The organism is Bradyrhizobium jicamae (assembly GCF_018130695.1).
Classification (GTDB): domain Bacteria; phylum Pseudomonadota; class Alphaproteobacteria; order Rhizobiales; family Xanthobacteraceae; genus Bradyrhizobium; species Bradyrhizobium jicamae_B.
Genome location: NZ_JAFCJX010000010.1, coordinates 140643 through 166145, shown reverse-complemented (window position 1 = coordinate 166145; position 25503 = coordinate 140643). Strand labels below are relative to the sequence as shown.

The window sequence follows — 25503 nt, the reverse complement described above, 5'->3', positions numbered from 1 at the left end:
CGGATCGTAAACGGGTGACCTAACGCAAGATCTGCAGCTCCGGCGTGGACACCACGAAGGCGCCGCCCCAGATCCTGATATCCGCAAGCTGGGCCATGACCTCGTCGCGCAGGTTCCAGGGCAGGATGAAGACGTAGTCGGGACGCGCGGCACGCAAGGCGGCGGGATCGCGGATCGGCAGATGCGTTCCCGGCAGCAGCAGGCCCTGCTTGTGCGGATTGCGATCGACCGTGAACGGGATCAGCTCGGTGGTGACGCCGCAATAGTTCAAGAGCGTATTGCCCTTGGCCGGCGCGCCATAGGCGAGCACGGTCTTGCCGTCGCGCCGCGCGGTCTGCAGGAAGTCGACGACCGCGCGCTTCCTGGCTTCGGTCCTGGCCGCGAAGCCGCGATAGGCGTCCGGGCCGTCGAGGCCGGCTGCGATCTCCCGCTGGCGCACTGCCGCGACATTGGGGGTCACCTGAATGCCGCGATCGGCATGCGCGAGGAAGAGACGCAGCGAGCCGCCATGCGTCGGCAACTCCTCGACATCGACGACGACGAGGCCGTGATGGGCGAACACGCGCTCGGCGGTCAGCAGCGAAAAATACGACAGGTGCTCGTGATAGATCGTGTCGAACTGGGTCTGTGCGATCAGCTCGAGCAGATGCGGAAGCTCGATCGTGAGGCATCCCGTGGGCGCGAGCAGCGTGGCGAGACCGGCGACGAAGTCGTTGAGATCAGGGACGTGCGGCAGCACGTTGTTGGCGATGACGAGCTGCGGCGCATGTCCCGCCGCCTTGAGCCGCGCCGCCGCGGCACGCCCGAAATAAAACGTCTCGGTCGGAATTCCCTTGGCGATCCCTACGGCGGCGGGGCCGGGCGCGGGCTCGACGCCGAGCACGCGGATCTGGCGCGCGTGAAAATACTGCAGGAGATAGCCGTCATTGCTGGCGATCTCGATGACCTCGGAGCCGCTGTCGAGACCGAGCCGCGCAACCATTGCCTCGGCATAGCGTTCGGCGTGGCGCAGCCAGCTGTCGGAGTAGGAGGAGTAATAGAGATAGTCGTGGAAGATATGCTCGGGCGGTTCGAACTGCGGCAGCTGGACCAGCCGGCACGCGCTGCAGACATGTGCGCGCAGCGGATAGACGGTCTCGGTCGCCGCCGCGTTCGCCGGCGAGACGAACGAATTGGCGAGCGGGGACGGGCCGAGATCGACCAGCGTCTCCGTGAGTGGCTCTGCGCAAAACCGACAGGCGCCTGACGTCATCGGCGGTGCCCACATGCCCGGCGCGCCGCCGATGGTGACGCCTCGTTGAATTGTCGCACCTGAAGACGGCATGATAACAAGCGTGAGGTCGGCACAGTGTGGGACGCAGGCGGGGAGCAGAGAGCGCGGCGATGAGGTTCAAGGCTCTGCCCGTGACAGGCGCCATGGAGATCGAGGTCGAGCCCGAGGAGGACGCCCGCGGCTCCTTTGCGCGCGCCTTCTGCGCCGACGAATTCAGCGCGCAGGGATTGCCTGATCATTTCGTGCAGCACAGCCTGTCCTTCAACCGCCACGCAGGTACGCTACGCGGCCTGCATTATCAACTGCAGCGGCGCGAGGCCAAGATCGTGCGCTGTGTGAGAGGCGAGGCGTTCGACGTGATCGTCGATCTGCGCGCCGGAGCAGGCTACGGCCAGTGGTGCGCCGTGACGCTGTCGGGCGAGCGCCGCAATGCGGTGTTTGTCCCGGCGGGCTGCGCACACGGCTTCCAGAGCCTCGTCGATGGCACCGAGCTGCTTTATCTGATCGACACGCCCTACGACGCGCGCGCTGCTGCGGGCGTGCGTTGGGATGATCCGACGCTGGCGATCCCCTGGCCGCTGGCCGAGCCCATCCTGTCGGAGCGGGATCGCAGCTTGCCGTATCTGCCATGACGCGCGTGCTCGTCACCGGCGCCTCCGGCTTCATCGGCCGCGCCTTGCTGCCGGTGCTGCGGGCGCGCGGCTTCGAGGTGCATGGCTGCGGCCGCGGCGCGGCGCCATCAGGCCTGCCGGCGATTGCGGCGTGGCACACGGCAGACCTGCTGACCGAGCGCGGTCGCGCGCAGGTGATGGCAGCGGCGCGGCCGTCGCATCTGGTGCATCTGGCGTGGGAGGCGCGACCGGGCCGCTATCGCGATCACCCCGACAATACGGCCTGGATTGCGGCGAGCCTGGATTTGCTGGAGCAAGCGCGCGCGACGGGCACCGGTCGCATCGTGGGCATCGGCACCTGCTTCGAATATGGCCCGTCCGCCGTGCCGTGCCGGGAGGATGTGACGCCGTGCCGGCCGACGACGCTGTACGGTCAGGCCAAGCTCGCCGCGGCCGAGGGTTTTGTCGCGGCCGCAACGCGTGGCGCCGGCGTGGCCTGGGCCAGGGTGTTCTTTCCATTCGGCGAGGGCGAGGCCGAAGGCCGCCTGATCCCGAGCCTGATCCGGAGCTTGCGCGCAGGTGAGGTCTTCAACTGCTCGCTCGGCACGCAGGTCCGTGATTTCATCCACGTTGGCGATCTCGCACAGGCGATTGCCGCCGTGCTCGACAGCGACGTCACCGGCGTGGTCAATCTCGGCGCGGGCGAGCCGCGCACGCTGCGCAGCGTGGTCGAATTCTTTGCGCACCGACTCGATGCTGAACATCTTGTCGCGTTCGGCGCGCGGGAGGTGTCCGGCGTGGACTCCGAGCCTGTCATCGTGGCCGATATCGCGCGGTTGCAGGCGACCGGCTGGCGGCCGACGATCGGCTTCGAGGCGGGCGCTATGCGGACACTGGCGTGGTGGCAGGAGCGGCTGTCGTCGGGGACATCGTGATGCGGATCAATCTGGCAAACTCGGAGATCGTCGTCGAGGACGAGCACGGCGAGCGGCGGCTGGCGCTTGATACACCGGAGGCGTTCGCGGTGCTGTCGGACGCCTGGGTGCGATCGGGCTGGGCCAACCGCCACAGCTACACCTTCACCTGGTTCGGCCGCCCCGTGATCCAGCTGCCGTCGGACCTGATGCGGCTGCAGGAGCTGGTCTGGCAGCTCAGGCCCGACGTGATCCTGGAAACCGGCATCGCCCACGGCGGCAGCCTGGTGTTCTCGGCGGGGCTGTGCCGGCTGCTCGGCCATGGCCGCGTGATCGGCGTCGACATCGAGATCCGCGCGCACAACCGGCAAGCCATCGAAGCGCACGACTTTGCATCCGAGATCACGATGATCGAAGGAGACTCGGTTGCGCCTCACATCGTCGACCGCGTGCGCGCGCTGATCAAGCCGTCCGAAAGCGTGCTGCTGATGCTGGATTCCAACCACAGCAAGGCGCATGTGCTGGCCGAGCTCGAGGCCTATGCGCCGCTGATCAAGCCAGGTGGCTCCATCATCGTGGCCGACGGCTTGATGGACGGGCTGGTGGAATTGCCCGGCGCGAAGGACGACTGGAGCTGGAACAATCCGAAAGCGGCGATCGCAGATTTCCTCGAGCGCCACCGCGAATTTGAAAAGGCATCTCCGCCGTCGCTGTTCAACGAGCGCGGTGTAGCCGATGGCGGCAGCCATTGGCCCGGCGGCTATCTGCGGCGGATCGCCTGACATGCCGCTGCTGTCAGTCGTCATTCCAACGCTCAACCGGCCGGATACGCTGCGGCATGCGCTGGCAACGCTGCTGGCGCAGCGCGACGCGGATTGCGAGTTCATTGTCCAGAACAATGGCGGCAATGGCGAGATCGCGGCGCTGGCCGAAGCGCTCGGCGATCCCAGGCTGAAGCATTTTGCGACGCCGACGGTGCTGCCGATGACGGAGAATTGGGAGCAGGCGCTTGCGCATGCGACGGGCGACTATCTGACCTTCATCGGCGATGATGATGGCCTGCTGCCGGACGCGTGCAGCATCGCATCGGGTCTGCTGGCTGATCAGCGGATCGCGCTGCTGAGCTGGCGGCCCTATGCCTATTACTGGCCGGGCTATTATCACCACGCCTTTCGCAACCGCCTGATCGCCGAGATCGATTTCGAATTCAGCGGCGAGCCGGTCGCCTCACGCGACGAGCTGGCGCGCGTCTATGCGTTCCAGGCGCATTATGCTGATCTGCCGATGATCTACAATTCCTTCGTCCGGCGCGACGTCATCGCGCGGATGCAGGCGCTGCGCGGCCGTTACTTCATCGGCCTGTCGCCCGATCTGACCTCGGGTATTGTCAATGCTGCGCTGACTGACAGCTATGTCCGCCTGTCGCGGCCGCTGTCGATCAGTGGATTCTCCGCGCATTCGACCGGCCATACCAATTTCTTCGCCAGCGCCGATGCGCTTGGCTCGGAAGAGGGCCGGCGCGATTTCGGCGAGATGCGTTGCGATCCAAGGCTGCCCGGACTTGACGCGCTGGCGCTGTTCCTGGCGCAGGACATGTTGACGATGAAGCAGGAGCTGTTTCCTGACGACGGCGGCATCGCCGTCAATTTCCGGGCGCTGGGCCAGGCGCTGGCCAGCGAGATCAACGAGCGGCCGGAGACCTATGACCGGACCTTGCACTCGATCGAAGCGCTGGCGGCGATGCATGGTTTCGACGTCGCCGATCTCGCTATCGCCGCGCGCCAGCCCGACCGGCCGTGGATCGATCCCGGAGTGCGTGTGCTCGGCCGCAATCGCGTGCAATACAATCTCGATGGCGATGCGCTCGGCCTGCAGTCGATCGCGGACGCCGCCCGGGTGGTCGCGCAGCTTGTGCCGGGGAGCGAGGCGCTAATGCTGCGGGAGGCGCGCGGACAACGCGCGGTGCTCGGCGCCGACGGTCTCGACTTCACCCGCGACGGGCAGGGCGCGGCTGCGCTCTCCGAAGGCTGGAGCGCGCCGGAGGATTGGGGCACCTGGTCGATCGCCAAGCGCTGCACGCTGCGCGTGACCATGCGGCCGCGCCCCGCGGAGCCGCGAACGCTGGCCCTGGCCTGTCGCGCCTTCGTGTCGGCGCAGAATCCGGAGCTGCGCGTCAGCTGCCGGGTCGGCGAGGGCGCCGTGCAGGAAGTGTCCTTCTCGACGGCGTCGTTTGCGGGGACGCGCATGCTCACGGTCGATCCGGCCGACGTCTCGGCGGACGGCGAGATATCCATCACCCTCACGCTGAATGAGCCGCGCTCGCCGGCCGATCTCGGCCTCGGCGCCGATACGCGGCCGCTCGGGATCGGCATCGAGCGGATGTGGCTTGCCGATTGACGATACGGATTGCAGGGTAGCGCTCACAAGAACAATCTTGATTTGAGCATGATCTGTTCGGAAAACCGCTTCGCAATCTTCCGGATCATGCTTTGGAGGAGCCGCCATGGCGCGCAAGCTGATCGACATCTCCGTTCCCCTGCAAAACGACGTGCCGGCCGATCCACCTGGCCTGCATCCGACCATCCACTACAGCGATCATCAGCAGGGCCTGCCGCGCATGCTGCAGTTCTTCGAGGGGCTGAAGGCGGAGGAGCTGCCGGACGGACAGGGCTGGGCGATGGAGATGGTCTCGCTCTCGACCCATAATGGCACGCATCTCGACGCGCCCTGGCACTACCACCCCACGATGAACCGCGGCGAGCGGGCCTGGACCATCGACGAGGTGCCGCTGGAATGGTGCTTTCAGCCCGGCGTGAAGCTCGACTTCCGTCACCTGCCGGACGGCTATGTCGTCACCGCCGCCGATGTCGAAGCCGAGCTGAAGCGGATCGGGCATACGCTGTCGCCGCTAGAGATCGTCGTGGTCAACACCAGCGCGGGCGCCAAATACGGCCGCCAGGATTACGTCACCTCGGGCTGCGGCATGGGCTATGAGGCGACGATGTATCTCCTGGAGCGCGGCGTGCGGCTGACCGGGATCGACGGCTGGAGCTGGGACGCGCCGTTCGTCTACACCGCGAAGAAATACGCCGAGACTGGGGATGCCAGCCTGATCTGGGAGGGCCACAAGGCCGGCCGCCACATCGGCTATTGCCACATCGAGAAGCTGCACAATCTGGAGCAGCTGCCCTCGACCGGCTTCATGGTGTCGTGCTTCCCGGTGAAGATCGAGCGCGCCTCGGCGGGCTGGACGCGGGCGGTCGCGATCATCGACGGGTGAGCGATATCGTCGCGGTTAAAAAAATCAGGTGCGCCGTTGCCGACGCACCTGATCTGTCTTGATTGAAATTGTCGTTCGTTAGGCCGACTGGATCACCAGCGGCAAACGCGGACGCCGCGATAGGCATTCCACCAGCAGCGCGGGCCAGGCGCGACCACGACAGGTCCGCCGAAGCCGTAACCGCGATAGCCATAGCCACGGCCGCGATAACCCCAGCCACCGCCGCGATAGTAGCCACGACCTCCGCCGCGCCAGGCTTGCGCCGGCGAGGTGGTCGCGCCTACCAGAATGGCGGACGAGCTGACGACATAGACGAAAAACAAGGCCAACGCTGCGAGGCAGCGCGTCAGAATATTGTAGCGTTTAGCCATACAGATCTCCCGGTCGCTTCGAACATCTGGACTGATACGAGCTGTCTCACTTAGACGCGCGAGAGAGCCGGATGGTTCAGACGAGCTAAGACAATATTTTCACTAAGGTTCTTGCGGGCGTAGCGACTCTATTGAGGTGGGCAGGTAAGGTCAAGTTACACAGCCCCGCGGAGGCAATGATAAGATTTGCTCCATTCATCTTGTCGTTCATGCCGCGTTCACTTTGTTCATCTTGCCGCGGCAACTGATTGTGCGCCGCGGAATCAAAGCCGGAGAAAACGTCGGTCGCGTTGTCTGCGACAAAGTCACGCCACGAAGATCGGGTCGATACGACCATCACTTCCGACTGCCCGAATGTCGCTAATCCGAGTGTCCCGCCGTTCCACGTTTGCGCATGATCTTTTCGGAAAACCGCTTCACACTTTTCCGGATCATGCGCTAGAGAGTGCATATGCCCAAACAACATACCTATGTCCTTGGTCTCAACACCTATGACCATGACGTCAGCGCCTGCCTGCTGCGCGACGGCGCCATTGCTTTCGCGATCTCCAAGGAGCGGATCACCCGCGAGAAGCACGCCTCGGGCTTCCACCAGGAGGTGATCGAGTATTGCCTGAAGGCCGAGGGCATCACGCTCGACGACGTCGATCTCGTCGTGCGCAATTGCTACATCCTGCCGGTACCGGAGATGGAAGACCGCCTGGTCTACCAGGACATGCCGGGCTTCCTCCCGGCCGCCGACCGCAAGATCGCCGAAAACCATCCGCTGTTCCGCTCCAAATCCGACAAGGTGATAACGGTCTCGCATCACCTCGCGCACGCCTACAGCGCGTTCGCCGTGTCGCCCTTCAAGGAGGGCGTCGTGATGATCGTCGATGGCGTCGGCAACTATCAGTCCGACGCGATGGAGGCCTATCCGGACAGCGACAAGGTTTCGCCCCTGGCTCGGGAGTCCGAGAGTTACTACAAATTTGAAGACAAGACGCTCGAATGCCTCAAGAAGGTGTTCATGGAGCAGTCGCGCGGCATGCTGAGCGACGAGTTCTACAACATGCCGGGCCTCGGCGCGCTGTACAGCCGCGTCTCGACCTATGTGTTCGGTGACTGGAACAAGTGCGGCGAGTTGATGGGGCTTGCGCCCTATGGCCGGCACGAGAAGGTCGGCCATCTCCTCGACATGACCGACGGCAAGCTCAGCGTGCCCGCCTGGGGGACCGACTACAAGCAGCCCTACCTGTTCGAGAGCGGCAGCTGGGAGAAGAGCCCGGCGATGCGGCATTGGGAAGACATCGCCTGGCGGGTGCAGGACGACACCGAGAACGTGCTGCTGGCCCGCGCGCGCTGGCTGCGCGAGACGACGGGGGCGAAGAACCTCTGCATCGCCGGCGGCGTGGCCCTGAACTGCGTGGCCAACGGGCGGATCGCGCGCGAGGCCGGCTTCGACAATGTCTGGATCCAGCCCGCGGCCGGCGACGACGGCATTGCGATCGGCTGCGCCTATTACGGCTGGCTGGAGATTCTTAAGGCACAGCGAAACTTCGTGATGGACCACGCCTATGTCGGCCGGCCCTATACCGACCGCGAGGTGGCGCGCTCACTGGAGAAATTCCTGGTGCGCATCCAGATCGAGGCGAAGAAGAGCGAGGACATCTGCCGCGAGACCGCAAAGCTCTTGGCCGAGCAGAAGGTGATCGGCTGGTTCCAGGGCCGCAGCGAATTCGGCCCGCGTGCGCTTGGCCATCGCAGCCTGCTCGGCGATCCCCGCAAGGCCGAGATGAAGGACATCCTCAACAGCCGGGTCAAGCACCGCCAGGCGTTCCGCCCGTTCGCGCCGATCGTGCTGGCCGAGCGGATGACGGAGATTTTCGAGGGCGAGGAGGATTCGCCCTACATGCTGATCGCAAAACCCGTGCGGCCGGAATGGCGCGACAAAATCCCAGGCATCGTCCATGTCGACGGCACCGCGCGGGTGCAGAGCGTGCGCGAGGCCACCAGCCCGATGCTCTATCGGGTGCTGAAGGAGTTCGAGGCGCTGACCGGCGTCCCGGTGCTGATCAACACGTCCTTCAACATCAAGGGCGAGCCGATCGTCGAGACGCCGGAGGATGCCGTGAATTGCTTCCTCAATACCGGCATCGACCATCTGATCATGCACGACATGCTGGTGACGAAGACCCGGATGCACAAGGTGGTGGCGCCTGTCATGAAGACCTTCGGCGACGTCGCCGGCATCGTCGCCTCGACTTCGCAGGCGGGGCCGGGCTGATCTACACCTCGCCACGCTTGCGGAGATAAGTCGGAATGCATCGTGAGATGCATTCCGGTGAGGAGATGTCACGCCGCCTTTGCCGCAGCCGGAGCCTTCGGTGCAGGCGGCTTGACCGGCTTGTCCTGCCGCTTCGACCAGGAGATGTAGTAGGCCACGATCGTCATGATCGCGATGCCGGATACGCTGACGAAGATCTGCGCGAACAGCGAGCCCGAGCTCATCGACAGCTCGAAATGGCCGACGAAGGACAGGAACACGCCGACGCAGAACACCGCCAGCGACTGCTGGCCGCACACGATCACGGGATCGAACACCCTCCACTCCAGCGCCGGCCAGTCCTTCGGGATGAAGCGGATCACGAGCAGCACGATCACCACGAAGTGCAGGAAGCGGTAGGGCGCGAGGTTGGTCTTGTCGTTCGGATTGAACCACGCGAAGAACCAGTGCGGGAACATTTCGCCGAACGCCGGGAAGCGGCCGGCGAAGGTCATGATCAGCGCGAAGATCATGTAGAAGATGCAGAAGTACAGCGTCCAGGGCGACATGATGATGTTCATGTTCTTGCGCGCGCCGCCGAGCGCGCACCAGGAGCCGAACACGAACAGCACCTGCCAGCAGTACGGATTGAAGTACCAGCTGCCGGCCGGATAGGCGGGCAGGTTCCAGCCGAACCAGCGTGCGGCCAGCCACAGCACGATCGACGCCGCCATCGTGATGTTCGGCTGCCGCAGCATGAACCAAAGCACCGGGGGAAATAAGCCCATCAGCACGATGTAGAGCGGAAGCACATCGAGATTGAGCGGCTTGAATTTCAGGAACAGGCCCTGCCGCAGCGTCTCGGTCGCATTGTCGACGAGGCCGGCGACGTTGAACTCGTTGATCATCTCGGAGTCGCCGAACCGCAGCGCTAGGTAGCTGATCGAGGCGATGTAGATCACGAACAGGATGATATGGGCGACATAGAGCTGCCAGACGCGCTTGGTCAGCCGCGTGGCGCCGACGATGAAGCCGCGCTCCAGCATCATGCGGGCATAGACGAAGGAGGCGGTATAGCCGGAGATGAAGACGAACAGGTCGGCGGCGTCGGAAAAGCCGTAGTTCCGGGTCGTGATCCAGTTCACGACATTGTCGGGGATGTGGTCGAGATAGATCGCCCAGTTCGCGACCCCGCGGAACAGGTCGAGCCGGAGGTCACGTCCTTTGTCGGGCAGTGTGGCGTTGATTTGCATGGGGTCCCGCTTGTGATGCTTTTCGGGCCGCGCCCCGGGCCTCGGCCAGCCGCCTCGGCCAGATTGTCACAGCGCGGTAGAATGACTATACCGGTCCAGCGAAGGGTATATCCGGGGCTAGGGAATCACCGATCAAATTCCTGAACGGTGTGTCTATACTAACCCGGCGGTTTCCTCCATTCGCTTCGACGTCGCAACTTCTCATGTCGCACATTCCACGAGGCCCGACCATCCATGACCGCACGCATTTTTAAGCCCGCCAAAAACGCGATGCAATCGGGACGCGCCAAGACCAGGGAATGGCAACTGGACTACGAGCCCGAGCAGGCGCGCACCGTCGAGCCGCTGATGGGTTGGACCTCGTCGACCGACATGAAGCAGCAGCTGACGCTGCACTTCGACACCAAAGAGGATGCGGTCGCCTATTGCGAGCGCAAGGGCATCGCCTATCAGGTGATCGAGCCGAAGAACTCGGCGCACCGCCAGGTCGCCTATGCCGACAATTTCGCCTTCCGCCGCGGCGAGCCCTGGACGCATTAACGCGTTTCCCCCGCGAAGTGGGGACCGGTTCGCGTCAGGAAAACGCCTCGAACCAAAGGGCGTCCGCTCAGGCCGCGGGGCTCCGTGCGGCCGGTGCATCCGGAATTGGCAGGGCTGCGTCCTTGGACACGCCGAGCACTGGATAGCTTCTAATCTTGCGCACATTCGGCAGGCCGGCGAACTGCAGCAATTGCTGGCGCATGTCGTCGACGCTGGGGGCGACGCATTTCAGCATGAAGTCGGCATCGCCCGAAATCCGCCAGCACTGCAGGAAGCGCGGGATGGCGGCGATCGCCGCCTCGAAGGCTTCGATGGCGGCGAGGTTCTGGCTTTCGAGCTGGATCAGGACGAAGGTCGTCACCTCGTAGCCGAGCAGCCGCTCGTCGAGCGTGGCGCGGATCGCCCGGATGAAGCCGCGGCTGCGCAGCATCCTGACCCGGCGCAGGCAGGGTGGGGCGGTGATGCCGACCCGGGCCGCCAGCTCGTTGATCCGGATGCGGCCGTCGGTCTGCAGCTCCGACAGGATCCGCAGGTCGATGTCATCAAGCGGTTGCTGATCCGTCATGAAATTAGCCGGCGACGAGGTTGCGGGCGCGTTTGGCGGTCTTGCGGGGCGCGGCTGCGGCAGCGTGAGGTGCGACGCCTGACAGCACCAGCTTTTCGTGCGCCGCAATGATCGCTTCCCTGGTCAGCCGTCCGCCCGGCCGATACCAGCTGCAGAGCCCGGTGAGGAGCGCCAGGATCGCAAATGTCGCAACCTGGATGTCAACCACCTCGAACACGCCTTCGGCAACGCCATCAGACAGGATCTGGGCCAGCCGCTGCTCATAGACGCCGCGCAGCGTCACCATCGCCTCATAATGCTTCGGCTCCAGGCTGCGCAGCTCGGAATTGACGATGAAGACCTCGCGCTTGCGGGTCATGTGGTAGGTGACATGGAAGGCGACGAAGGCGCGCAGCCTGTCGGCCGGATCGGTCTTGCCCGCGAGCGCGACGTCGAGCTCGCGCAGGAGATCATTCATGTGATCCTGCACCAGATCGAACAGCAATTCCTGCTTGGTTGAGATATGATTGTAGAGCGAGCCGGCCTGGATGCCGACCTCGGCCGCGAGCTGGCGCAGGCTCATCGCCTCATAGCCGTGCTCGAAGATCAGGCGCACACCGGCCTTGCGGATCGCCTCGAGCGTCGTGGGGCCATGTGAGCCGATCGTGCGTGCCATCGGGAGCCTCGGGGTCGGATTGGGCTTGCCCCAAAGTGAAGGAAACAAGCGAACGACCGTAAGTTTATAACCTGAAATCGCAGCAAATTCAATGCGCTGCGATTTTGCCTGCACGGACTCTAGCACAAAGGCTTGCGATCGGAATAAAAAAACGTATGATCGTTTAATTGCAAGATGAATCTCAAGGGAGGGATCCATGGCCACGAACCGGGCGGCAATCTTCAATTTCGACCTCGGGGAAACCGCGGACGCGATCCGCGAGACCGTGCATGCGTTCTCGACCAACGAAATCGCGCCGCGCGCGGCCGAGATCGATCGCAGCAACCAGTTTCCGCGCGACCTCTGGCCCAAGATCGGCGCGCTGGGCCTGCACGGCATCACCGTCGAGGAAGAGTATGGCGGCAGCGGCCTCGGCTATCTCGAACACTGCATCGCGGTCGAGGAGATCTCGCGTGCCTCGGCGGCGGTCGGGCTGTCCTACGGCGCGCATTCCAACCTCTGCGTCAACCAGATCCGCCGCAACGGCAATGAGGCGCAGAAGCGCAAATATCTGCCCAAGTTGATCTCCGGCGATCACGTCGGCTCGCTCGCGATGTCGGAGCCCTCGGCAGGTTCCGACGTGGTCTCGATGAAGACCCGCGCGGAGAAGAAGGGCGACCGCTTCGTCGTCAACGGCAACAAGATGTGGATCACCAACGGCCCGGTCGCCGATACGCTGGTGGTCTACGCCAAGACCGATCCGCAGGCCGGCCCGCGCGGCATCACCGCCTTCCTGATCGAGAAAGGCATGAAGGGATTTTCCACCGCGCAGAAGCTCGACAAGATCGGCATGCGCGGCTCCGACACCTGCGAGCTCGTGTTCGAGGATTGCGAGGTGCCGGAGGAGAACGTGCTCGGCGAGGTCGGCCGCGGCGTCAACGTGCTGATGAGCGGTCTCGACTATGAGCGGGCGGTGCTGGCGGCCGGCCCCATCGGCATCATGCAGGCCTGCATGGACGTGGTGCTGCCATACGTCCACGAGCGCAAGCAGTTCGGCCAGCCGATCGGCACCTTCCAGCTGGTGCAGGGCAAGATCGCGGACATGTACACCACGATGAACGCCTCGCGTGCCTATGTCTACGCCGTGGCGAAAGCCTGCGACCGCGGCGAGACCACGCGCGAGGACGCCGCCGGTGCGATCCTCTACGCCGCGGAGAAGGCCACGCAATGCGCGCTGGACGCGATGCAGCTCCTGGGCGGCAACGGCTACATCAACGATTATCCGACCGGTCGCTTGCTGCGCGACGCCAAGCTCTACGAGATCGGCGCCGGCACCAGCGAGATCCGCCGCATGCTGATCGGCCGCGAGCTGTTCGACAAGACCGCCTAAGCTCGCGCCAAATCCGACTTCGATCCCCGATCCCTCCAGCGAAACGCGCAAGAACCCCATGCCGCTTCATTCGACGATCGATCCCAAATCCCAGGAATTTGCAGGCAATGCCGAGGTGATGCGCGGCCTTGTCGACGAGCTCCGCGACAAGCTCAACCAGGTGGCGGGCGGCGGCGGCGAGGCCTCGCGCAACCGCCACACCTCGCGCGGCAAGATGCTGGCGCGTGACCGCGTCGACCTGCTGGTCGATCCCGGCACCGCTTTCCTGGAGCTGTCGCCGCTCGCCGCCAACGGCCTCTATGGCGGCGACGTGCATTCGGCGAGCGTCATCACGGGAGTGGGGCGCATCTCCGGCCGCGAATGCGTGATCGTCGCCAATGACGCCACCATCAAGGGCGGCACTTACTACCCGCTGACCGTGAAGAAGCATCTGCGCGCACAGGACATCGCGCGGCAGAACAATCTGCCCTGCGTCTACATGGTCGATTCCGGCGGCGCCTTCCTGCCGATGCAGGACGAGATCTTTCCGGATGAGCGGCACTTCGGCCGCATCTTCTACAACCAGGCGCAGATGTCCTCACAGGGCATTCCGCAGATCGCGATCGTGATGGGCTCCTGCACCGCCGGCGGCGCCTATGTGCCGGCGATGTCGGACGAGAGCATCATCGTGCGCAACCAGGGCACCATCTTCCTCGGCGGTCCGCCGCTGGTGAAGGCCGCGACCGGCGAGGTCGTCACCGCCGAAGAGCTCGGCGGTGCCGACGTCCATTCCCGGCAGTCCGGTGTCACCGACCACTATGCGCAGAACGATGCGCATGCGATCGGGATCGCGCGGCGCATCGTTGGAACGCTGAAGCCGCCGACGCGCGCCAATCTCAACATGCGTCCGCCTAGGGAGCCGCTCTTCCCGGCCGAGGAAATCTACGGCGTCGTCTCCGCTGACGGCCGCAAACCGTTCGACGTTCACGACATCATCGCCCGCATCGTCGACGGCTCCGAATTCGACGAGTTCAAGAAGCTCTACGGCACCACGCTGATCTGCGGCTTTGCCCACATCTGGGGCCATCCGGTCGGCATCATCGCCAACAACGGCATCCTGTTCAGCGAGAGCTCGTTGAAGGGCGCACATTTCATCGAGCTGTGCTGCCAGCGCGGCATTCCCCTGGTGTTCCTGCAGAACATCACCGGCTTCATGGTCGGCAAGAAATATGAGGCTGGCGGCATCGCGCGCGACGGCGCCAAGCTGGTGACGGCGGTCGCGACCGCCGGCGTGCCGAAATTCACCGTCGTGATCGGCGGCTCCTACGGCGCCGGCAATTACGGCATGTGCGGGCGCGCCTACTCGCCGCGCTTCCTCTGGCTGTGGCCGAACGCCCGCATCTCCGTGATGGGCGGCGAGCAGGCGTCGATGGTGCTCAGCCAGGTTCGCCGCGACAACATCGAGGCCAAGGGCGACAGCTGGTCGGCCGAGGAGGAGGACAAGTTCCGCGCTCCCATCCGCGCCCAGTATGAGAGCCAGGGTAATCCGTACTATGCGACGGCGAGGCTGTGGGACGACGGCGTGATCGATCCCGCCGACACCCGCCTTGTACTCGGCCTCGGCCTGTCGGCCGCCGCCAATGCCCCGATCGAACCGACGAAGTTCGGCCTGTTCAGGATGTGACGCAGATGGACCGCGCAAAACTCTACCGGCGTTTCCGTACGCTGCTGATTGCCAACCGCGGCGAGATTGCCTGCCGCGTGATCCGCTCCGCCCGCGCGATGGGCCTGCGCACTGTCGCCGTCTACTCCGAGGCCGACCGCGACGCCATGCATGTCGCGCTGGCTGATGAAGCCGTGCTGCTCGGACCTGCGCGGGCGCGCGACAGCTACCTCAACATCGAGCGCGTGATCGCGGCGGCCAGGGAGACCGGCGCCGAGGCCGTGCATCCCGGCTACGGCTTCCTCTCAGAGAATGCCGAGTTCGCGAACGCCTGCTTCGAGGCTGGTCTCGTCTTCGTCGGTCCGACGGCTGCGATGATGACGGCGATGGGCTCGAAGTCCGGCTCGAAGGCGCTGATGGAGACGGCCGGCGTTCCGCTGGTGCCCGGCTATCACGGCGAGGCACAGGACGATGCGACTTTGGCCGAGGCCGCCAACCGGATCGGCTTCCCGGTGCTGGTCAAGGCGTCCGCCGGCGGCGGCGGCCGCGGCATGCGCGTGGTCAAGTCGGCGAGCGAATTGTCCGACGCGATCGTCAGCGCCAAGCGCGAGGCGAAGGCTGCGTTCGGCGACGACCGCATGCTGATCGAGAAATACGTCCAGAACCCCAGGCACATCGAGGTGCAGATCATCGGCGACAGCCACGGCAATCTGCTGTCGCTGTGGGAGCGCGAATGTACGCTGCAGCGCCGGCACCAGAAGGTGATCGAGGAGGCGCCGTCGCCAACGCTGAACGCGACCCAGCGCGAGGCGGTCTGTGCCGCCGCGCGCAAGGCAGCCGCGGCGGTGAGCTATGTCGGTGCCGGCACCATCGAGTTCGTCTCCGACGGCAAGGACGTGTTCTTCATCGAGATGAACACCCGCCTGCAGGTCGAGCATCCCGTCACCGAGCTGATCACGGGCGTCGATCTCGTCGAGTGGCAGCTTCGCACAGCCTTCGGCGAGGCGCTGCCGCTGAAGCAGGATGAGATCAAGCTCAACGGTCACGCCATCGAGGCGCGCGTCTACGCGGAAAATCCGCAGAAGAATTTCATGCCGTCGGTCGGCAAGATCAAGACCTGGCGCACGCCGCCGGAAGGCGACGGCCTGCGGATCGATGCCGGCTACCGCAGCGGCGATCAGGTCTCGCCATATTACGACGCGATGCTCGCCAAGGTGATCGCCTGGGCACCGACCCGCGAGGGAGCGATCGAGAAGCTCAACCGCGGGCTCGAGGAGACGGATGTCCGTGGCATCGTCACCAACATCCCGTTCCTGTCGGCGCTGGTGACGCATCCGAGCACGCGATCAAATGCGATCGACACCGGCTTCATCGAGCGCGAGCTGACGAAGCTGACCGCCGAGAAGGGCGAAGCCGGCGCGTTCGAGCTGTGTGCGGCGATCGCCGCGATCGTCAACGACGAGCAGAGGGCCGCGCGCGCCGAGGCGCATTCACCCTGGCAGACCTTTGGCTGGATGCCGGTCGGCCGGCGCCAGCGGGTGCTGTCGTTCCGGCAAGGCCATGGCGCCGAGCAGAAGGTGACGCTGCGCTATGGCGGTGGGGTGCCGACCGTGTCGGTCGGCGATCGCGACTATGCGCTGGCGACCTCGGCGAGCGACGAGGCTGGCTTTGACCTGACGCTGGATGGCACCAAGTCCCGTGTCGCGGCGGTGATCGAGGGCCACGAGCTTTATCTGCGCACCCGCAACGGGCGCTTCGACCTGCACTGGGTCGATCCGTTCGGCGGCGAGACCGAGGAGCAGGTCGGCGAGGACAAGATCGTGGCGCCCTTGCCGGGCACTGTGGTGGCGTTGCTCGCCGAGGAGGGCGCGACGCTGGAGAAGGGCGCGCCGATCCTCACCCTGGAAGTGATGAAGATGGAGCAGACCCTGCGCGCGCCCTATGCGGGCGTGTTGAAGAAGCTCAAATGCAAGGTCGGCGACATCGTCGGTGAAGGCGTCGAGCTCGCCGAAGTCGAGCCGGCGGCGGCATCATGAGCGACACGGTCCGCATCATCGAAATGGGGCCGCGCGACGGCCTGCAGAATGAGAAGATTCCGGTCAGCGTCGAGGCGCGCATCGCCTTCGTCGAGGCGCTGGTCGCCGTGGGACTTTCGACTGTCGAGGTCGGCGCGTTCGTCTCGCCCAAGGCAATCCCGCAGATGGCAAGCTCCGATCAGGTGCTGCGCGGTGTCAGCCACGTCACGGGTGCCGAATTCCATGTGCTGGTGCCGAACGAGAAGGGCTACGACGCCGCGCGTGCCGCCGGCGCCCAGGTGGTGTCGGTGTTCGCCGCTGCGTCCGAAGGGTTTTCGCGGGCGAATATCAATTGCTCGATCGCGGACTCGATCGAGCGCTTCAAGCCGGTGCTGGCGCGGGCCAAGGCCGACGGCGTCAAGGTGCGCGGCTATATCTCCTGCGTGCTCGGCTGCCCGTTCGATGGCGAGATCAAGCCGAAGGCGGTCGCCGATCTCGCGCGGACCTTGTGGGATCTCGGCTGCTATGAGATCTCGCTGGGCGACACGATCGGCGTCGGCACGCCGCTGAAGGCCCGCGAGATGCTGCGCGCGGTCAAGGCGGAGGTCGCCGCCGACAGGCTCGCGATGCATTTCCACGACACCTACGGCCAGGCGCTCGCCAATCTCTATGCCGGCATGGAGGAGGGCGTCCGCGTCATCGACTCCGCCGCCGGCGGTCTCGGCGGCTGCCCCTATGCGCCGGGCGCGACGGGCAACGTCGCGACCGAGGATGTGGTCTATATGCTCGAAGGCATGGGCATGAAGACCGGCGTAGACATGGAGAAGCTGCTGGTGACGACGAACGCGATGAGCGTCGTGCTCGGCAAGCCACCTGTGAGCCGCGTAGCATCCGCGCTGAACGCGAAAAAGATACGGAACTCATAGCGAATGCGTAGGGTGGGCAAAGCGAAGCGTGCCCACCATTTCTTGCATTGCTCTCGATGGTGGGCACGGCGCAAGTGCGCCTTTGCCCACCCTACGAAGCCTTCAAAATGAAGAGCAACAAGCAGAAGCGGTCCGAGATCCGCGCCCGCAAGGAGGCGAAGCGCGAAAAGGCGGAGAGTCTCGCCGCGCAAGCTGCTCGCGAAGCGCGGCAGGCGCAGCTTCGCCCGGCCCGCCCGCGTGACGAACTCCCGGTCGACGCGGCCAAGCTCAGCAAGAACAACAGCTACAGCATTCCCGTATTCGTGGAGCGCGGCACCTACGCTTCGATCGAGTTTGCCTGCAAGGCATGCGGAAAGGTCGAAACGTGGACGGCCGGGCAGCAGAAGTGGTGGTACGAGATCGCCAAGGGAGACGTCTTCACGACTGCGATCATGTGCCGTCCCTGCCGCCGTAGGGAACGCGCGCGCCGGGATGAGGCGCGTCGCACACACCTGGAAGGCGTGGCACGGAAGGCGCGTGTGCCGAAGGGGTGAGGACAAGCCGAAGCAATTCGGTAGGGTGGGCAAAGGAGCGCAGCGACGTGCCCACCGTCTTGAGCGTGCTCGTGAGGGTGGGCACGGCGCAAGCGCGCCTTTGCCCACCCTACGACGCGGCTCGTGGCGCGATCGCGCTCAATGCGAAAGCCAAAAGACGAAGGCACATTCAGATGTCAGGGACAGGGCCGAGAGGTAAACTACTGTCGAGTCCCTCAGCCATTTTTGACGCTTGTTGAGATAGGCTAGGTAGAAATACAGAACGGGCCCCATCACCAGCCAAATGGGCCACGTATAGATTAAGGATGCCGTCAGTCCCGCGAGGATCGCGCGTGGCCAGAAACCGAAGGTCGCGAAGTAGACGATGATTGGCGCGACGGCGTAGGCCAGCGTTCCGAACATCAGCGGGATCACCCAAGCGGGAATGATCTGGGTCCGCCAGCCGCGTCGTTTGATCAGCCATGTGAACGCGACGCCTGCAAGAAAGCCGACGACGAACGGTACTAGCCACAGAAGCAAGGGCATCCATTTCTCGGCCTGGGTCGTCGCATAAAAGATCCAGCTTTGACTGTCGGGGTCGATAGGCGCCGGCTCATAGATCGTGATCCGCATCACCGCCCCCCGTCAGGGCCCATCACCAGATCCGGCAGCCAGGTCGAGATCCCCGGGAAGAAGCACAGCAAGAGCACCGCGAGCATCATCAGCAGCACGAATGGCAGCGTGCCCCAGATTACCTCGCTGAGCGGGATATCGGGCGCGACGTTGCGGATGACGAAGATGTTGAGGCCGACCGGCGGGTGGATCAGGCCCATCTCCATCACGATGGTCATGACGACGCCGAACCAGATGATGTCGAAATTGGCGGCGCGGAGCGGCGGCAGGATGATCGGGGCGGTCATCAGGATGATCGAGACCGGCGGCAGGAAGAAGCCGAGCACGATCACCATGATCAGGATCGCAAACAACAGCTCCCAGCGCGGCAGATGCATCGCGACGATGGCTTCCGCTGCCGACTGCGAGATGTGCAGATAGCTCATCACGTAGGAATAGAGCAGCGACATGCCGATGATCATCATCAGCATGGTGGATTCGCGGATCGTTGACTTCAGGATCGGCGACAGATCGCTCGGCTTCCACACGCTGTAGATCACGGCGATCAGCGCGAGTGCCAAGAGGCCGCCGAGGCCGGCAGTCTCCGACGGCGTCGCGTAGCCGCCATAGAGGGCGATCATCACGCCCGTCAGCAACAGCACGAACGGGATCACCCGTGGCAGCATGGTGAAGCGTTCGGCCATGGTGAATTCGTCGTGCTGCAGAATCGCGGAATCCTTGCCGGTCGCCTCATAGACGGCCTTGGCCGTCGCATACTCTTTCCGGAAGCGGAACACAGCGTAGATGCCGAACAGCGTCACCAGCAGCAGACCCGGCCCGATGCCCGCGAGGAACAGCCGGCCCAGCGACTTCTCGGCCGCGACCGCGAACAGGATCATGGTGATCGAGGGCGGCAGCAGGATGCCGAGCGTGCCGCCGGCGGCGATGATGCCTGCCGCGAAGCCGCCGGAATAGCCGCGCTTGCGCATCTCGGGAATGCCGGCCGAGCCGATCGCCGAGCAGGTCGCGGGCGAGGAGCCCGCCATCGCCGCGAACAGCGCGCAGGCGAACACGTTGGCGACGCCGAGCCCGCCCGGCACCCGATGCAGCCAGGCGTGCAGCGCCGAATAGAGATCCTGGCCGGCGCGGGATTTGCCGATCGCCGCACCCTTGAGGATGAACAGCGGGATCGACAATAGCGTGATCGAGGCCATCTCCTCGTAGACGTTCTGCGTCACCGTATCGAGGGAGGCCGACGGCATGAAGATCGCCATGAACACGACGGCGACCGCGCCGAGCGCGAACGCAATCGGCATGCCCGAGAACATCGCAAACAGGGTGGCGAGCCCATAGGAGACGCCGATACCAAGCACGGTCATCGGCGTGCGCCACCAGTCAGGGGAATGATGATCTGCAGCAGCAGCTGCAGGCAGAGCAGGGTCATGCCAACAGCCATCAGCACGTAGGGGATCGCGAGCGGCGGCGACCACATCGAGTTCGAGACCTGGCCGTCGACATAGGCCTCGTGCGTCAGCGTCCAGGACTTCCAGGCGAAGAAGGCGCAGAACGCAAAGCTTGCAACATCCACCAGCCATAGACGGATCGCATTGGCGCGCGCCGAGAGCAGGCCGACAAACGCCTCGATGCTGACATGGCCGCGCTGGCTCTGCACATAGGCCGCGGTCATGAAGGTGGCGCCGACCAGCAGGAACACGGCGGCCTCGTCCTGCCAGTAGTTCGGGCTGTGGAACAGGGCGCGACCGAGCACGCTGTAGCTCAGGATCACGCAGGCCGCGATCAGTGCGATCGCGGCGAAGACCACAATGATGTTGTTGCACAGAGCAAGCACACGGGCGAGCCCGGCGACGGGCGTGTTGCCCGTGGCCGTGGTTACGCTGTCTCCTTGATCCGCGATCGGACCATGCATCATGCGGCGACGTCGGTTGCGAGCTTCAAGAGATTGGCTGAGGTGGCCGTCTTGGCACTGTAGTCCTTCCAGGCGGTATCGCGCGCAATGTCGCGCCACTTGCCGACGGTGGCGGCATCGAGCACGCTGACCTTGGCGCCAGCCTTCTCGTAGACCTTGGCGACCTCGATGTCGTCGTCCTGCGCGCCCTTGCGGCCGAACGCTTCGAGCTCGGCGCCGACGGCCAGGATGACGTCCTGCTGGTTCTTCGGCAGCTTGTCGAAGATCGCCTTCGACATCATCAGCGGCTCCAGCATGAACCAGTAGGAGGCGCCGGCGCCCGAGGTCAGCGATTTCGCGACTTCCTCGAGGCGGAACGAGATCAGGCTGGTCGAGGAGGTGATGCCGGCATCGCAGGCGCCGGTCTGCATCGCGGCGTAAAGCTCGTTGGAGGGCACAGAGAGCACGGCGGCGCCGGCAGTCTGCAGCACCATGTCCATCTCCCGCGAGCCGCCGCGCACCTTCATGCCCTTGGCGTCTTCAGGCGCCACGATCGGCTTGGAGCGGCTGGCGACGCCGCCCGCCTGCCAGACCCAGGAGATCAGCAGAATGCCCTTGTCGGCGAGGAAGTCGCTCAAAGCCTTGCCGACCGGCTCCTTCTTCCAGCGCATGCCCTGGTCGTAGGTCGTCACCAGGCCCGGCATCAGGCCGATATTGGTCTCCGGCAGTTCGCCGCCGGCATAGGGCATCGGATAGAGGCTGAGATCGAGCGCGCCCTTGCGCATCGCGGAGAACTGCGCGTTGGTCTTGATCAGCGAGGAGTTCGGATAGACTTCGGGGGCAAGTTCGCCGCCCGAGCGTTTGGCGACTTCGGCAGCGAACATCCGGCAGAGCCGGTCGCGGAAGTCGCCCTTGTCGATGGTGCCGCCTGGGAATTGATGCGAGATCTTCAGGGTGGTGGCGGCGTGTGCGGTCCCGATGCCCATCCGCAGGACGGCGGGCGCGGCGAGCGCGGATGCGATGATGTGGCGGCGCGTAAGCATGGTTTCTTCCCCTGATGAGCTTCTTGAATGGCTGTTGAGGCCGGCATTGAGCGCAGCTTAGCCGGTCTTTGCGTGACTTTACTCTCGTCCGATAGTTCGAGGCGCCCTGATAGTGCGAGGCAGAGTGTCACGGCAAGGGCCGGTATTGTTGCGCTGCACACTCACGCTGCCGGGCTCAAGAGTTTGTTATCGCGTAACACGGGCGGTCCTGCCTGCGTCGAGGGGAGAGCGGCAGATGTCGCGATCCACTTCTCACGTTGCAAAGGATGACCAATCCATGACCACCACCCGTATCGGCCTCACTGCCGCGCTGCTCTCGCTCAGCCTCGCTTTCGCTCCCGCTGCCTTCGCTCAGGACAAGATGGGCAAGGATGACGGCATGAAGAAGGACACCATGTCCAAGGACGCCATGAAGAAGGACGATGGCGGCGGCATGATGAAGAAGGACGACGGCATGAAGAAGGATGGCATGAAGAAAGACGACGGCATGATGAAGAAGAACTGATCGCCGTTCTTCGTCGCTTCGCAGGCTCGCCGCGTCACGACGTGGCGAGCCTGTCAAACGTCAGCGCTTCTTCTTGCCGCGCTCCTTGCGCGCGGCGTAGCGCGCGTCGCGCTTGGCCTTCTGCTCGGCCTCCAGCGCAGCCGCGCGTTCGGCTTCCTCTTCCTTCTCGCGGGCGATCCGTGCGGCTTCGGCGGCAGCGGCTTCTTCCTCGCGGCGCTTCTGCTCGGCCTTCTCGGCTTCACGGGCTTCCTTCGCCTTGGTGCGACGCTCGGCGATCTCGGCGCGTTCGGCGGCGCGGGCCTGCACCGTCGGGTCGTCAGCGCCCGGCTGGGCGCGAAACTTGTTCAGGATGTTCTGCCGCGCCTGCATGGCCGCCTTTTGGCGGTCGGCAAAACCCGGTTCCTTGAAGCCACTCATAGAGGAAGCCTTGCTGCTTTCGTTGTTGGTGATGGGAATGGGATTCGGCCGTTTCAATAAGTGAACCCCGGCGAAAATGCCAGCGTCCAACGAGGGCAGCAGGGGAGATATTCATGCAGCGCAAATGGCCGAAAACGATGCTGATCAGCGGCGTGACGTCGGCGGTCCTGATCTACCAGATGGCCACGGCCACCGAGGCGCCGAGCCAAGGGCTTGCGGTATTACAATATTTCCTGCTGGCCTGCGCATTGATCGGGCTGATGGGCGCGATCGCGATGCTCGCGGCGGGCAAGTAGCCACTGCATATTGCCACTGCAAATTGCTACTGATGGTCGCGCCGGCCGTTGCCCAATACTTTGGCGACCGTCTGGGCCGTCATGGCCTCCCGGTCGGATGTCCGCTGCGCCTCCAGCCGGTCGCGGGCCTTCTCCTTGATCAGGAGCTCGATCAGCTCGAGTCGGCTCGTCTCATCGGTCGCTTCGGCTAGCAACCGACGATAACGGTTGTAGTCGTAGCCCGGTTCTTCCTGGTCTTGATTGCTCATCGCCCCGCACACGCGCTTGCCCAGACGCGTGGAGTGTTTCGCAAGCGTCGCACCTTCGCAACCGGATTGCCGGCGTTTCGCGCTATCCGCGCATTTTAAGTGCGCGACTGTTGCAGAATTGATCGCATGCCGCAGCGCAAGCCGGGCATGATGCCGTCTTGCGTGATCTGGAAGTGATTGTCACATGCGTGAACCTGACGAGGGCGGCAGCCGCCGCGGCGCGATGGTCGGCCTGCTGGTGGCGGCTGTCATGCTCGCGGTCGGCCTGTGGCTGGCCCACGACCTGACGGCGGCGAGCAAGCTGCAGGACTGCCTGATGTCCGGCCGCACCAACTGTAATGTGATCGAGCCTGCGCGCTGACCGTTCTTGCGGCAGTGCAATATCGCCTCCACATCCTGGGCAAGGCGACCGCTCGCGGAAAGTTCAAATCAAATTGTGATGCCGATCACACGGAGTCGGGTGGGCGGATTCTAGATTCCGGCGGTCGAACAGGAAACCAAAGCCATGATGTCCAGTACGTGGACCCGCAAGGGCGTGGCGTTGGCCGCAGCGTTCGTGGTGTTCGCCTGTGTGGCCGTGCTTGTGACGCTCAACCTGACGTCGCCCGAGCCGGTGGCGAGCGCGGCGCTGGGCCCGGAATGGCAATGCAGCCGGCTGGCCTTCGTGTTCACGAGCTGCAGCCGGATCGGCGAGGTCGAGGCAGCCACCATCCGCGTGCGGAAGAAGGAACCCTGTCCGCCGCCGGGGACTTGAATCTGCGTCATTGGCCGATTTGAGCCGGCGGCCGGCAGGTCCGAAGGCTAACGCTTGGTCGACCGGGATTTGATCGAGAGGCCGAGACGCATCGCCATTTTCTTGATGCGGTCCGGGGAGCGTCCGGTCACCCTGACCACGTCTTCCAGCGACTTTGAGGCGCGAGCCAGTTCCATCAGTTTGCGGTCTTCCTTGAACGACCAACGCGGCGTTCGGGCCATCGTATCCAGATCCTCGCTTTGATAAGACAAAGCCGCCAAGCTGGGACTGCCTGACGGCTTTGCTGGTGTGGGCCGGACCTTGGGGAAATGTCCGGTGGATAAGCAATACTGCTTCCGGCTAAGTCCACAATGGAAACCGGAACTTAACCTAACCAAGCAAGGTTACTGGTGGAACTAAAGTAGGGGGAACCAGGTCCAGGAGGCCTTGATGTGGAAGGTCGCCATTCTCGTTGTCACGACGCTCGCGCTGGCGGGATGTTGGCCGTCGTCCGAGCCGGAGGTGACAGGCTCGACGGCAACCAACAGCTGCACATCCAATCTCTACAGCCGCTTCAATCCGAAGGTCATGGAGCAGTGCGTCAACGCCTGCATCAAGTGTGACCGCGGTAACGTCACCACCTGCACCACCTCCTGTACCCTAAAGGGCGCGCGATAAGGGCAGCCTCGGCGCCGCCATGGTAAGGACAGCCGCCATCAAAATTTAACTGCGCTCGTCTACCAAGCGGCATGACGCTTGGGGGAGCAGAGTGCAGGTGGCGGGGGCGTGCGATGCGGATCGGCATCGCTGCGGCCTTGATGCTCGCTTCGACTGCGCTGCACGCCGGCACGGACACGCCGTCCGCCGATGACGCAACGTCTGCGATCGAACCGGCACCGGCCGTGACCCCCGCCTATCCCGCACGGGCTGAGATCCGCGCGCTGATCGACAAGGAGGCCGCGGGTACAGGCCTGCCGGCCGACATTGCGGACGCTGTCGCCTTCGTCGAGAGTCGCTACGATTCCAGCGTGATCGGCGGCGTCGGCGAGGTCGGCGCGATGCAGGTGCGGCCGGAGACCGCGGCGATGCTCGGCTTCCGCGGCAGCAATGCCGAGCTGGCGCGGCCCGAGATCAACGTTCACTACGGCGTGCTCTATCTCGCCAAGGCATGGCGGCTGGCGCAGGGCGATCTGTGCCGTGCGCTGATGAAATACCGCGCCGGACACGGCGAGGAGACCATGACGCCGCGTTCGGTGATCTACTGCAACCGCGCCCGCAACCGTCTGGTCGCGCTGAACTCGCCCTTCGCCGCACCCGGCGCCGTCGCCGCGCTGCCGCCGGCCGTCGAGCCCGCAGCACCGGCGCCGAAGGCGGACAAGAAGACCGTGGCCAAGCCCGAGGCAAAAGCAAAGCCATCCCAGCCTGTATTGGCTGCGCCGACTGCGGTCTATGCTCGATACAGGCAGGGCACTACGGCCGCGAGCCAGGCCTTCTGGGCCGCCCACGAAGCGCGCGTCCGCGCGATCAAGGCGCGGCTTGAGGCGAAGTGGCACCGGGTGGCGTCCCGGTAAG

Annotated in this window: 30 protein-coding genes; 18 read left to right on the top strand and 12 right to left on the bottom strand. The window is 64.5% G+C overall.

What is annotated here, in order from left to right:
* Nucleotides 1-19 precede the first annotated feature (19 nt).
* Nucleotides 20-1252, bottom strand: coding sequence for a class I SAM-dependent methyltransferase (locus JQ604_RS16655; protein WP_212358655.1), 1233 nt, complete (start codon nucleotides 1250-1252; stop codon nucleotides 20-22).
* A gap of 131 nt (nucleotides 1253-1383) precedes the next feature.
* On the opposite strand from JQ604_RS16655, the gene JQ604_RS16650 reads away from it, so the two are divergent.
* The 5 genes from JQ604_RS16650 to JQ604_RS16630 all read left to right on the top strand — a co-directional run bounded on the left by JQ604_RS16650 (nucleotide 1384) and on the right by JQ604_RS16630 (nucleotide 6078).
* Nucleotides 1384-1905, top strand: a complete 522-nt coding sequence (locus tag JQ604_RS16650) for a dTDP-4-dehydrorhamnose 3,5-epimerase family protein (RefSeq protein ID WP_212358494.1) — start codon at nucleotides 1384-1386, stop codon at nucleotides 1903-1905.
* The gene (locus JQ604_RS16645) at nucleotides 1902-2819 is read left to right on the top strand and encodes an NAD-dependent epimerase/dehydratase family protein (RefSeq protein WP_212358493.1); all 918 of its coding nucleotides are present in this window, start codon (nucleotides 1902-1904) and stop codon (nucleotides 2817-2819) included. Before JQ604_RS16650 ends, JQ604_RS16645 begins: the two co-directional genes overlap by 4 nt.
* Entirely contained in the window at nucleotides 2819-3580 is a 762-nt protein-coding gene (locus JQ604_RS16640) for a cephalosporin hydroxylase family protein (protein ID WP_249158302.1), read from the top strand. Before JQ604_RS16645 ends, JQ604_RS16640 begins: the two co-directional genes overlap by 1 nt.
* A gap of 1 nt (nucleotide 3581) precedes the next feature.
* Entirely contained in the window at nucleotides 3582-5195 is a 1614-nt protein-coding gene (locus tag JQ604_RS16635) for a glycosyltransferase family 2 protein (RefSeq protein WP_212358492.1), read from the top strand.
* Nucleotides 5196-5301: 106 nt separating this feature from the next.
* A complete protein-coding gene (locus JQ604_RS16630; RefSeq protein WP_212358491.1) occupies nucleotides 5302-6078 on the top strand; it encodes a cyclase family protein in 777 nt (258 codons plus the stop codon).
* Between the two features lie 92 nt (nucleotides 6079-6170).
* Here JQ604_RS16630 and JQ604_RS16625 read toward each other — a convergent pair whose 3' ends face one another.
* Nucleotides 6171-6449 (bottom strand): hypothetical protein, encoded by a 279-nt coding sequence (locus JQ604_RS16625; RefSeq protein ID WP_212358490.1) that lies wholly within the window; start codon nucleotides 6447-6449, stop codon nucleotides 6171-6173.
* A 451-nt stretch (nucleotides 6450-6900) separates the two neighbouring features.
* On the opposite strand from JQ604_RS16625, the gene JQ604_RS16620 reads away from it, so the two are divergent.
* Nucleotides 6901-8715: a carbamoyltransferase family protein gene (locus JQ604_RS16620; protein ID WP_212358489.1), complete on the top strand. Its 1815-nt coding sequence runs from the start codon at nucleotides 6901-6903 to the stop codon at nucleotides 8713-8715.
* Nucleotides 8716-8783: 68 nt separating this feature from the next.
* Here the strand turns inward: JQ604_RS16620 and JQ604_RS16615 are convergent, their stop codons facing one another.
* Nucleotides 8784-9947, bottom strand: a complete 1164-nt coding sequence (locus JQ604_RS16615) for an OpgC domain-containing protein (protein ID WP_212358488.1) — start codon at nucleotides 9945-9947, stop codon at nucleotides 8784-8786.
* A 234-nt stretch (nucleotides 9948-10181) separates the two neighbouring features.
* Here JQ604_RS16615 and JQ604_RS16610 point away from each other — a divergent pair, with 234 nt between their 5' ends.
* Nucleotides 10182-10487, top strand: coding sequence for an ETC complex I subunit (locus JQ604_RS16610; RefSeq protein WP_212358487.1), 306 nt, complete (start codon nucleotides 10182-10184; stop codon nucleotides 10485-10487).
* 67 nt (nucleotides 10488-10554) lie between these two features.
* Here JQ604_RS16610 and JQ604_RS16605 read toward each other — a convergent pair whose 3' ends face one another.
* Nucleotides 10555-11052: an Lrp/AsnC family transcriptional regulator gene (locus tag JQ604_RS16605; protein WP_212358486.1), complete on the bottom strand. Its 498-nt coding sequence runs from the start codon at nucleotides 11050-11052 to the stop codon at nucleotides 10555-10557.
* Between the two features lie 4 nt (nucleotides 11053-11056).
* Complete coding sequence (locus JQ604_RS16600; RefSeq protein WP_212358485.1) at nucleotides 11057-11707, bottom strand: TetR/AcrR family transcriptional regulator; 651 nt, start codon at nucleotides 11705-11707, stop codon at nucleotides 11057-11059.
* Nucleotides 11708-11903: 196 nt separating this feature from the next.
* Here JQ604_RS16600 and JQ604_RS16595 point away from each other — a divergent pair, with 196 nt between their 5' ends.
* The 5 genes from JQ604_RS16595 to JQ604_RS16575 all read left to right on the top strand — a co-directional run bounded on the left by JQ604_RS16595 (nucleotide 11904) and on the right by JQ604_RS16575 (nucleotide 18192).
* Nucleotides 11904-13076 carry an isovaleryl-CoA dehydrogenase gene (locus tag JQ604_RS16595; RefSeq protein ID WP_212358484.1) on the top strand — a complete coding sequence of 391 codons (1173 nt, stop codon included), beginning with the start codon at nucleotides 11904-11906 and terminating at the stop codon, nucleotides 13074-13076.
* 58 nt (nucleotides 13077-13134) lie between these two features.
* Nucleotides 13135-14739 (top strand): carboxyl transferase domain-containing protein, encoded by a 1605-nt coding sequence (locus tag JQ604_RS16590; RefSeq protein WP_212358483.1) that lies wholly within the window; start codon nucleotides 13135-13137, stop codon nucleotides 14737-14739.
* 5 nt (nucleotides 14740-14744) lie between these two features.
* Nucleotides 14745-16754, top strand: a complete 2010-nt coding sequence (locus JQ604_RS16585; protein WP_212358482.1) for an acetyl/propionyl/methylcrotonyl-CoA carboxylase subunit alpha — start codon at nucleotides 14745-14747, stop codon at nucleotides 16752-16754.
* A complete protein-coding gene (locus JQ604_RS16580) occupies nucleotides 16751-17659 on the top strand; it encodes a hydroxymethylglutaryl-CoA lyase (protein WP_212358481.1) in 909 nt (302 codons plus the stop codon). The genes JQ604_RS16585 and JQ604_RS16580 overlap by 4 nt, the downstream gene beginning before the upstream one ends.
* Nucleotides 17660-17766: 107 nt before the next feature.
* The gene (locus JQ604_RS16575; protein WP_212358480.1) at nucleotides 17767-18192 is read left to right on the top strand and encodes a zinc-ribbon domain containing protein; all 426 of its coding nucleotides are present in this window, start codon (nucleotides 17767-17769) and stop codon (nucleotides 18190-18192) included.
* A 138-nt stretch (nucleotides 18193-18330) separates the two neighbouring features.
* Here the strand turns inward: JQ604_RS16575 and JQ604_RS16570 are convergent, their stop codons facing one another.
* The 4 genes from JQ604_RS16570 to dctP are packed head-to-tail and all read right to left on the bottom strand — an operon-like array spanning nucleotide 18331 to nucleotide 21732.
* On the bottom strand, nucleotides 18331-18804 hold the full coding sequence (locus JQ604_RS16570; protein ID WP_212358479.1) for a hypothetical protein: 474 nt from the start codon (nucleotides 18802-18804) through the stop codon (nucleotides 18331-18333).
* Complete coding sequence (locus tag JQ604_RS16565; protein WP_212358478.1) at nucleotides 18804-20162, bottom strand: TRAP transporter large permease; 1359 nt, start codon at nucleotides 20160-20162, stop codon at nucleotides 18804-18806. The genes JQ604_RS16570 and JQ604_RS16565 overlap by 1 nt, the downstream gene beginning before the upstream one ends.
* On the bottom strand, nucleotides 20159-20713 hold the full coding sequence (locus tag JQ604_RS16560) for a TRAP transporter small permease (RefSeq protein ID WP_212358477.1): 555 nt from the start codon (nucleotides 20711-20713) through the stop codon (nucleotides 20159-20161). Before JQ604_RS16560 ends, JQ604_RS16565 begins: the two co-directional genes overlap by 4 nt.
* Entirely contained in the window at nucleotides 20710-21732 is a 1023-nt protein-coding gene (dctP, locus tag JQ604_RS16555; RefSeq protein ID WP_212358476.1) for a TRAP transporter substrate-binding protein, read from the bottom strand. The genes JQ604_RS16560 and dctP overlap by 4 nt, the downstream gene beginning before the upstream one ends.
* A 277-nt stretch (nucleotides 21733-22009) precedes the next feature.
* Here dctP and JQ604_RS16550 point away from each other — a divergent pair, with 277 nt between their 5' ends.
* Nucleotides 22010-22237 (top strand): pentapeptide MXKDX repeat protein, encoded by a 228-nt coding sequence (locus JQ604_RS16550; protein ID WP_212358475.1) that lies wholly within the window; start codon nucleotides 22010-22012, stop codon nucleotides 22235-22237.
* A 60-nt stretch (nucleotides 22238-22297) separates the two neighbouring features.
* On the opposite strand, the gene JQ604_RS16545 is transcribed toward JQ604_RS16550, so the two are convergent.
* Nucleotides 22298-22654: a DUF6481 family protein gene (locus tag JQ604_RS16545; RefSeq protein ID WP_212358474.1), complete on the bottom strand. Its 357-nt coding sequence runs from the start codon at nucleotides 22652-22654 to the stop codon at nucleotides 22298-22300.
* Between the two features lie 113 nt (nucleotides 22655-22767).
* Here JQ604_RS16545 and JQ604_RS16540 point away from each other — a divergent pair, with 113 nt between their 5' ends.
* Nucleotides 22768-22950 carry a hypothetical protein gene (locus JQ604_RS16540; protein ID WP_212358473.1) on the top strand — a complete coding sequence of 61 codons (183 nt, stop codon included), beginning with the start codon at nucleotides 22768-22770 and terminating at the stop codon, nucleotides 22948-22950.
* A 26-nt stretch (nucleotides 22951-22976) separates the two neighbouring features.
* On the opposite strand, the gene JQ604_RS16535 is transcribed toward JQ604_RS16540, so the two are convergent.
* The gene (locus JQ604_RS16535; protein ID WP_212358472.1) at nucleotides 22977-23198 is read right to left on the bottom strand and encodes a hypothetical protein; all 222 of its coding nucleotides are present in this window, start codon (nucleotides 23196-23198) and stop codon (nucleotides 22977-22979) included.
* Between the two features lie 184 nt (nucleotides 23199-23382).
* On the opposite strand from JQ604_RS16535, the gene JQ604_RS16530 reads away from it, so the two are divergent.
* A complete protein-coding gene (locus JQ604_RS16530) occupies nucleotides 23383-23559 on the top strand; it encodes a hypothetical protein (protein ID WP_212358471.1) in 177 nt (58 codons plus the stop codon).
* A gap of 144 nt (nucleotides 23560-23703) precedes the next feature.
* Complete coding sequence (locus JQ604_RS16525) at nucleotides 23704-23952, top strand: hypothetical protein (protein ID WP_212358470.1); 249 nt, start codon at nucleotides 23704-23706, stop codon at nucleotides 23950-23952.
* 47 nt (nucleotides 23953-23999) lie between these two features.
* On the opposite strand, the gene JQ604_RS16520 is transcribed toward JQ604_RS16525, so the two are convergent.
* Complete coding sequence (locus JQ604_RS16520; RefSeq protein WP_212358665.1) at nucleotides 24000-24212, bottom strand: hypothetical protein; 213 nt, start codon at nucleotides 24210-24212, stop codon at nucleotides 24000-24002.
* A 169-nt stretch (nucleotides 24213-24381) separates the two neighbouring features.
* Here JQ604_RS16520 and JQ604_RS16515 point away from each other — a divergent pair, with 169 nt between their 5' ends.
* The gene (locus JQ604_RS16515; protein ID WP_212358469.1) at nucleotides 24382-24609 is read left to right on the top strand and encodes a hypothetical protein; all 228 of its coding nucleotides are present in this window, start codon (nucleotides 24382-24384) and stop codon (nucleotides 24607-24609) included.
* 113 nt (nucleotides 24610-24722) lie between these two features.
* On the top strand, nucleotides 24723-25502 hold the full coding sequence (locus JQ604_RS16510) for a transglycosylase SLT domain-containing protein (protein WP_249158301.1): 780 nt from the start codon (nucleotides 24723-24725) through the stop codon (nucleotides 25500-25502).
* The last annotated feature ends 1 nt before the right edge of the window (nucleotide 25503 follow it).

Coding starts and splice junctions, on each gene's coding strand:
- JQ604_RS16575 (WP_212358480.1), top strand. CDS start 17,767: ATGAAGAGCAACAAGCAGAAGCGGTCCGAGATCCGCGCCCGCAAGGAG.
- JQ604_RS16570 (WP_212358479.1), bottom strand. CDS start 18,804: ATGCGGATCACGATCTATGAGCCGGCGCCTATCGACCCCGACAGTCAA.
- JQ604_RS16530 (WP_212358471.1), top strand. CDS start 23,383: ATGCGTGAACCTGACGAGGGCGGCAGCCGCCGCGGCGCGATGGTCGGC.
- JQ604_RS16650 (WP_212358494.1), top strand. CDS start 1,384: ATGAGGTTCAAGGCTCTGCCCGTGACAGGCGCCATGGAGATCGAGGTC.
- JQ604_RS16610 (WP_212358487.1), top strand. CDS start 10,182: ATGACCGCACGCATTTTTAAGCCCGCCAAAAACGCGATGCAATCGGGA.
- JQ604_RS16540 (WP_212358473.1), top strand. CDS start 22,768: ATGCAGCGCAAATGGCCGAAAACGATGCTGATCAGCGGCGTGACGTCG.
- JQ604_RS16655 (WP_212358655.1), bottom strand. CDS start 1,252: ATGACGTCAGGCGCCTGTCGGTTTTGCGCAGAGCCACTCACGGAGACG.
- JQ604_RS16510 (WP_249158301.1), top strand. CDS start 24,723: ATGCGGATCGGCATCGCTGCGGCCTTGATGCTCGCTTCGACTGCGCTG.
- JQ604_RS16515 (WP_212358469.1), top strand. CDS start 24,382: ATGTGGAAGGTCGCCATTCTCGTTGTCACGACGCTCGCGCTGGCGGGA.
- dctP (WP_212358476.1), bottom strand. CDS start 21,732: ATGCTTACGCGCCGCCACATCATCGCATCCGCGCTCGCCGCGCCCGCC.
- JQ604_RS16525 (WP_212358470.1), top strand. CDS start 23,704: ATGATGTCCAGTACGTGGACCCGCAAGGGCGTGGCGTTGGCCGCAGCG.
- JQ604_RS16550 (WP_212358475.1), top strand. CDS start 22,010: ATGACCACCACCCGTATCGGCCTCACTGCCGCGCTGCTCTCGCTCAGC.
- JQ604_RS16630 (WP_212358491.1), top strand. CDS start 5,302: ATGGCGCGCAAGCTGATCGACATCTCCGTTCCCCTGCAAAACGACGTG.
- JQ604_RS16605 (WP_212358486.1), bottom strand. CDS start 11,052: ATGACGGATCAGCAACCGCTTGATGACATCGACCTGCGGATCCTGTCG.
- JQ604_RS16535 (WP_212358472.1), bottom strand. CDS start 23,198: ATGAGCAATCAAGACCAGGAAGAACCGGGCTACGACTACAACCGTTAT.
- JQ604_RS16600 (WP_212358485.1), bottom strand. CDS start 11,707: ATGGCACGCACGATCGGCTCACATGGCCCCACGACGCTCGAGGCGATC.
- JQ604_RS16590 (WP_212358483.1), top strand. CDS start 13,135: ATGCCGCTTCATTCGACGATCGATCCCAAATCCCAGGAATTTGCAGGC.
- JQ604_RS16565 (WP_212358478.1), bottom strand. CDS start 20,162: ATGACCGTGCTTGGTATCGGCGTCTCCTATGGGCTCGCCACCCTGTTT.
- JQ604_RS16560 (WP_212358477.1), bottom strand. CDS start 20,713: ATGATGCATGGTCCGATCGCGGATCAAGGAGACAGCGTAACCACGGCC.
- JQ604_RS16545 (WP_212358474.1), bottom strand. CDS start 22,654: ATGAGTGGCTTCAAGGAACCGGGTTTTGCCGACCGCCAAAAGGCGGCC.
- JQ604_RS16615 (WP_212358488.1), bottom strand. CDS start 9,947: ATGCAAATCAACGCCACACTGCCCGACAAAGGACGTGACCTCCGGCTC.
- JQ604_RS16580 (WP_212358481.1), top strand. CDS start 16,751: ATGAGCGACACGGTCCGCATCATCGAAATGGGGCCGCGCGACGGCCTG.
- JQ604_RS16585 (WP_212358482.1), top strand. CDS start 14,745: ATGGACCGCGCAAAACTCTACCGGCGTTTCCGTACGCTGCTGATTGCC.
- JQ604_RS16595 (WP_212358484.1), top strand. CDS start 11,904: ATGGCCACGAACCGGGCGGCAATCTTCAATTTCGACCTCGGGGAAACC.
- JQ604_RS16640 (WP_249158302.1), top strand. CDS start 2,819: ATGCGGATCAATCTGGCAAACTCGGAGATCGTCGTCGAGGACGAGCAC.
- JQ604_RS16635 (WP_212358492.1), top strand. CDS start 3,582: ATGCCGCTGCTGTCAGTCGTCATTCCAACGCTCAACCGGCCGGATACG.
- JQ604_RS16645 (WP_212358493.1), top strand. CDS start 1,902: ATGACGCGCGTGCTCGTCACCGGCGCCTCCGGCTTCATCGGCCGCGCC.
- JQ604_RS16620 (WP_212358489.1), top strand. CDS start 6,901: ATGCCCAAACAACATACCTATGTCCTTGGTCTCAACACCTATGACCAT.
- JQ604_RS16625 (WP_212358490.1), bottom strand. CDS start 6,449: ATGGCTAAACGCTACAATATTCTGACGCGCTGCCTCGCAGCGTTGGCC.